This is a genomic window from Vibrio sp. 10N.261.52.A1 (assembly GCF_002876325.1).
In the GTDB taxonomy this organism is placed as follows: Bacteria; Pseudomonadota; Gammaproteobacteria; order Enterobacterales; family Vibrionaceae; genus Vibrio; species Vibrio chagasii.
The window spans coordinates 1-4,511 of record NZ_MCYD01001112.1 but is presented as its reverse complement, the minus strand read 5'-3'; the positions used below and the strand labels follow the sequence as shown (position 1 = coordinate 4,511).

The window sequence follows — 4,511 nt, the reverse complement described above, 5'->3', positions numbered from 1 at the left end:
TCGTAAGTGTCTGTTATTGTTTTTAAAAAATCAAAGTAATGTTTGATGAAATTAGTGGTAGACATGAGACTAGGGTCAACGGGGTAATAAAAAAGGGACACACCTTTCAGCATGTCCCTCTTCTTTGTTTGGGTAAGATTTGCGTTTTACTTTAGATAGCCAATGGCATTTCGTTTGAGTGATCAGGCTTACGATTAACCCAACGTAAACCAAGCATCGCGATAAGTGACATGGTAATCATCAAGCAACCCAGTGGCAGCTGATCTTGAGCTGGGAAGAACGATGCCAACAGTGTTGCAATACCGGCACCTAGGTTCTGCATACCACCTAAGATCGCGCCGCCCGTACCTGCGTGATAGGGGAATGGCGAAAGTGCTCCCGTTGTCGCGGCTGGAAATAAGATACCAGCGCCCAAGAAGTAAATGGTTGCACCGCCAATCAAAGTTAATGCGGTTGTTTGACCAAACAGACCCGGGATAAGCACCACAGCTGAGCCAACTAAGATCGATACTAGACCAACATTCAGTGCTCGGCGCTCAGAGCGACGTTGCGCGATGTAACTCGATAGACCTGCACCCACAAGGTAACCCGGAATCGGCAACACAAATAGCAAACTCACGGTGGTTGCCGGCAAGCCAAGTACACCGCCGAGCAATACGCCAGCTGCTGCCTCGAACACTGCCACGCCCGCAAATGTTGCCACTAGTACCAGCAAGAAGCCTTGGAAGCGTTTGTCAGACAGAACAAACTTGTAGCTGTTGACGACTGATTCATTTTTGCGTCGCTCTTTTGGCAATGTTTCCATCATGCTGGTCATCATGGTGATCACTACAGCGATACCAAACAGTGCTAGAAACAAGTAGCTAGAACGCCAGCCAAAAGCTTCTGTTAGGTAACCGCCCAATACAGGTGCCATTAATGGGGAGAAGATCACACACATGCTGATTAAGCTGTTTGCACGGTGTAACTCAGCGCCCTCAAAACAATCGCGAGTCAATGTACGAGACATTGCACCGCCACAACCAATTCCCAGTCCTTGAATAAAGCTACCCACCAAGAACCATTCGTATTCATGAGCAAATAAGGCTATCAAGGTACCTAGGATATAGATAACTAAGCCTGCGACGATGATTGGTTTACGACCGAGGCGATCTGAAAGTGGGCCGTAAACAAATTGCGACAAACCATAAGGGATCAGGTAACACGCCATCACTGCTTGAAGTGAAGACGCAGAAACCAAGAACTCACCTGCCATATGACCGATAGAAGGCACGTACATCGTTTGAGTCATTTGACCTACGGCTGTCAGAATAGCGATTAAAAAGGTAAGTTTCGCTAATGGAAACGAGGCGGACATTTGCGTATCTCTCCAAAAATTAAAAACGTAAAAAGCCTTAGCGCTCCATTAGGGAGAGCCAATTGAATAAAGCGATTAGGGAATCTAGGCGCGAGATATTAGAGTTTGATTGCCGAATTAGCAATCAAAAAGTGTGAAGTTGATCAAGATAAAAATCTATGGTGCGGATTAGAAAAACTAATCCTTACTCTATGTGAAACGAGTAAGTGTTGCAGGAGGAAGCTATTGAAATATTATGAGTGATTGAACAAGGTTTTGATTACCTGAGGTGGTGGTGCGCTCAATAATCTAAATCGTATAGCAGGTTTATGAAACGACAGATATCTTTGTATCAATACCCAAGATTAATAGAGTAGCCAGTCTGTCGCGTACACGACAAGCGTTATTAAACAGGTCACAACAATTGTTATTGCAAGTGCAGTCACTAACTTTTTCTTCAAACTTAATGTGTTAAATACTTCGCCCTCTTGTTCTCTTAACCTCTTGTCTTCATCAAAGTGCCACTTGATCGCTAGGTAGCCACCGATAGCCAATACAATCAGCTTAAAAGCCCCTGCAAAGTATGGAAAGAAATTGGCCCAGCTCGCGTTCATCATCTATCTCCGTCGTTATCAAAAAAGATTCAATAGCATAATAACAAGCTTGCTTTTATAGCGCAGCGAGATGAAAAGGCATTTTTCAATTCCGGTAGGGGAGCTGCAAAGTGTTCTTATCGCCTTGAGAAAGGACGCAAGTCATACGTCATATTTTTAAAACGACAAAGATGAAGCTAAGTATCAGAAGTTAATAGCTCTCTCAGTCACAGAAGCGATAGACAAAAAGCATGATCTGTTAACATTTGCGTGAACTTTCGTTTTATATGTTAGTAATTTGTGATGTAATCATCCGTTAAGCTATTCGTTTAACTTATCTACATTGTGTACAGCCATTCGTTGTTGATGTGATAGTTATGGTTATGGAAGTCTTTTGGCTTAAATAAGGATATTAAATGCGTTCTCTATCGGTACAGTGGAAAATAACTCTACTAGCGGGTTGTTGTTTAATCATTACGTCGCTTTCTCTTATTGGTTTCTCGATCTACAACGCGACGAGTAAGCAACAAGTTATCAAATCTCAAAGCTCAGAATCAGTGATCACTAAAACTCAGCAGTTGTTATCGTCTGTTTCTCAGCTCAATGCACAAGAAACTCAACGTTATGTTGATGAAGCCATTTATCGCGCAGAGATGCTAGCGGCGAGTGCTCAGTTTTTAAAGAACAATGCGGATGAAAACTTTACACCAAGTGAAGAGCTTCGTACTGCATTAGATGAAATGGTGCGCAGATCGGTTTTAAACTTCGATTCGATTCAAGGTGCTTACCTCGTCTTTAAGCCTGATTTACTCGATAGCGAAGATTCGAATTATGTCGATGCCGATTATGTAGGATCTAACGAGAAAGGGCGCTTCGCTCCTTACTGGAAATTAGCGGATAATGGTGAGAATGTTCTCTCGAATGTGCTTTCGGAATCAACACTGAATGACAACAGCAATAGCGAGCGCTTTTACTGTCCTCTATCTTCAGGGCAAACTTGTATCAGCACCCCACGAGTGGTGAATAGTGGCGGTACAGCATTATTGACGTCCTCTATTTCAGTTCCAATTTTAGTCGACGATGTTGCGATTGGTTTTCTGGGTATCGACTTAAGACTTGATGGCTTAACCAGTGTGATTACTCAATCTGACCAGAGTTTGTTTAACGGTGCAGGTAAAGCGTATGTTGTTAGCCTAGATGGCTCAGTTATCGCTTCTGACGATTCAAGCATTGCAGTTGGTTCGAATTTCCAAAGCGATAATACCAACAGTGACTTAATGACCGATTTTATCTTCGGCGGTGAAGTAACAACGCAGTGGAGTGAGGACGGTGAGTGGTTACTTGCGTTTGCACCTGTCGTTGCTGCTAACCAAACTTGGGGGGTGTTGTTTGAGATCCCAAGAGATAGTGTCGTCGCTGATGCAAATAAACTGGATTCCATCATTAGCACTAAGCTAAGTGAAGGTATCAAAACAGAAGTGATTGCCGGTACGGTATTTATTATCTTCGGTTTAGCCATTATCGCATTTGCTTCGTTGTCCATTGTGAAGCCGATTCGTCAGGTAGTGGAAAGGTTGAATGACATCGCTTCTGGTGAAGGTGATTTGACCCAACGCTTAGAAGTGAAGTCTCAAGATGAAATCGGTCAGTTGTCGAAAGGCTTTAATCTATTCCTAGATAAGCTGCAACATACAATTAAAGAAGTTATTCAAACTACAGAACAAGTGGCAAACACGACCAGTCAAGCGAAGGCATCTGCATCAAGTACTCGTGAAAGCAGCGAGTCTCAATTTAAAGAAGTGGATCTGGTAGCAACAGCGGCAGAAGAGATGACTCAAACTGCTGGCTTAGTGGTACAAAACGCAGAAGTTGCGGTAGACGCAGCTTGTGAGGCAAATCGTTCAGCTCAGCAAGGGCAACAAGTTATCGAGCTTTCCGCTGGTGAAATGAGGAAGCTGGTGGAACGCATGTCGAGCGCTGTGCCTATTGTTGAAGAGCTAGCAAAGAACAACGGTAATATCACCGAGATCTTAAGTGTTATCGAGGGTATCTCTGAACAGACTAACTTGTTAGCATTGAATGCGGCGATTGAGGCGGCTCGTGCTGGTGAGCAAGGTCGTGGTTTTGCGGTTGTTGCAGACGAGGTGAGAAACCTTGCAAGCCGTACACAATCATCCGTTGGTGAGATCAGAGCGGTGATTGATAAGGTCCATGCTGGAACACAAGATGTGGTGGAAGCTATCCAAGAAGGTAATATTCTTGCCAACGATACAGCGCTGCACGTTCAAAATGCAGTAGAAGATCTCGGCTCGATCTTTACCTCAATTGAGGCGATCAGTGATATGAACAATCAGATCGTAAGAGCAGCAGAAGAGCAACAATCGGTTTCCGGTGAAGTGAATCAGAGCGTGGTTAATATTCGCGACTTGAGTGCAAAGATCTTGGAACAAGCGGCAGCTTCTGAACAAGTGGGTCATGAAATTGATCAGCTATCTCAGCAGCAACAGAAATTGGTTAATCAGTTCAAGGTCTAAGCCTTAAACAATTCTTGGATAGAAAAAGGGGAGACTGTCCTAAATTCT

General features: G+C 43.7%; 3 protein-coding genes. 1 reads left to right on the top strand and 2 read right to left on the bottom strand.

Annotated elements, in window-relative coordinates; genetic code table 11:
• Positions 1-151 precede the first annotated feature (151 nt).
• On the bottom strand, positions 152-1,357 hold the full coding sequence (emrD, locus tag BCT81_RS23830; protein WP_102426076.1) for a multidrug efflux MFS transporter EmrD: 1,206 nt from the start codon (positions 1,355-1,357) through the stop codon (positions 152-154).
• Between the two features lie 344 nt (positions 1,358-1,701).
• Positions 1,702-1,950, bottom strand: coding sequence for a hypothetical protein (locus BCT81_RS23825; RefSeq protein WP_102426075.1), 249 nt, complete (start codon positions 1,948-1,950; stop codon positions 1,702-1,704).
• A 395-nt stretch (positions 1,951-2,345) separates the two neighbouring features.
• On the opposite strand from BCT81_RS23825, the gene BCT81_RS23820 reads away from it, so the two are divergent.
• Positions 2,346-4,463 (top strand): methyl-accepting chemotaxis protein, encoded by a 2,118-nt coding sequence (locus tag BCT81_RS23820; protein WP_004737419.1) that lies wholly within the window; start codon positions 2,346-2,348, stop codon positions 4,461-4,463.
• Positions 4,464-4,511 lie beyond the last annotated feature (48 nt).

Bases quoted from the DNA above. Each gene is read 5' to 3' on its own strand.
- emrD (WP_102426076.1), bottom strand. From the start codon at position 1,357: ATGTCCGCCTCGTTTCCATTAGCGAAACTTACCTTTTTAATCGCTATT.
- BCT81_RS23825 (WP_102426075.1), bottom strand. From the start codon at position 1,950: ATGAACGCGAGCTGGGCCAATTTCTTTCCATACTTTGCAGGGGCTTTT.
- BCT81_RS23820 (WP_004737419.1), top strand. From the start codon at position 2,346: ATGCGTTCTCTATCGGTACAGTGGAAAATAACTCTACTAGCGGGTTGT.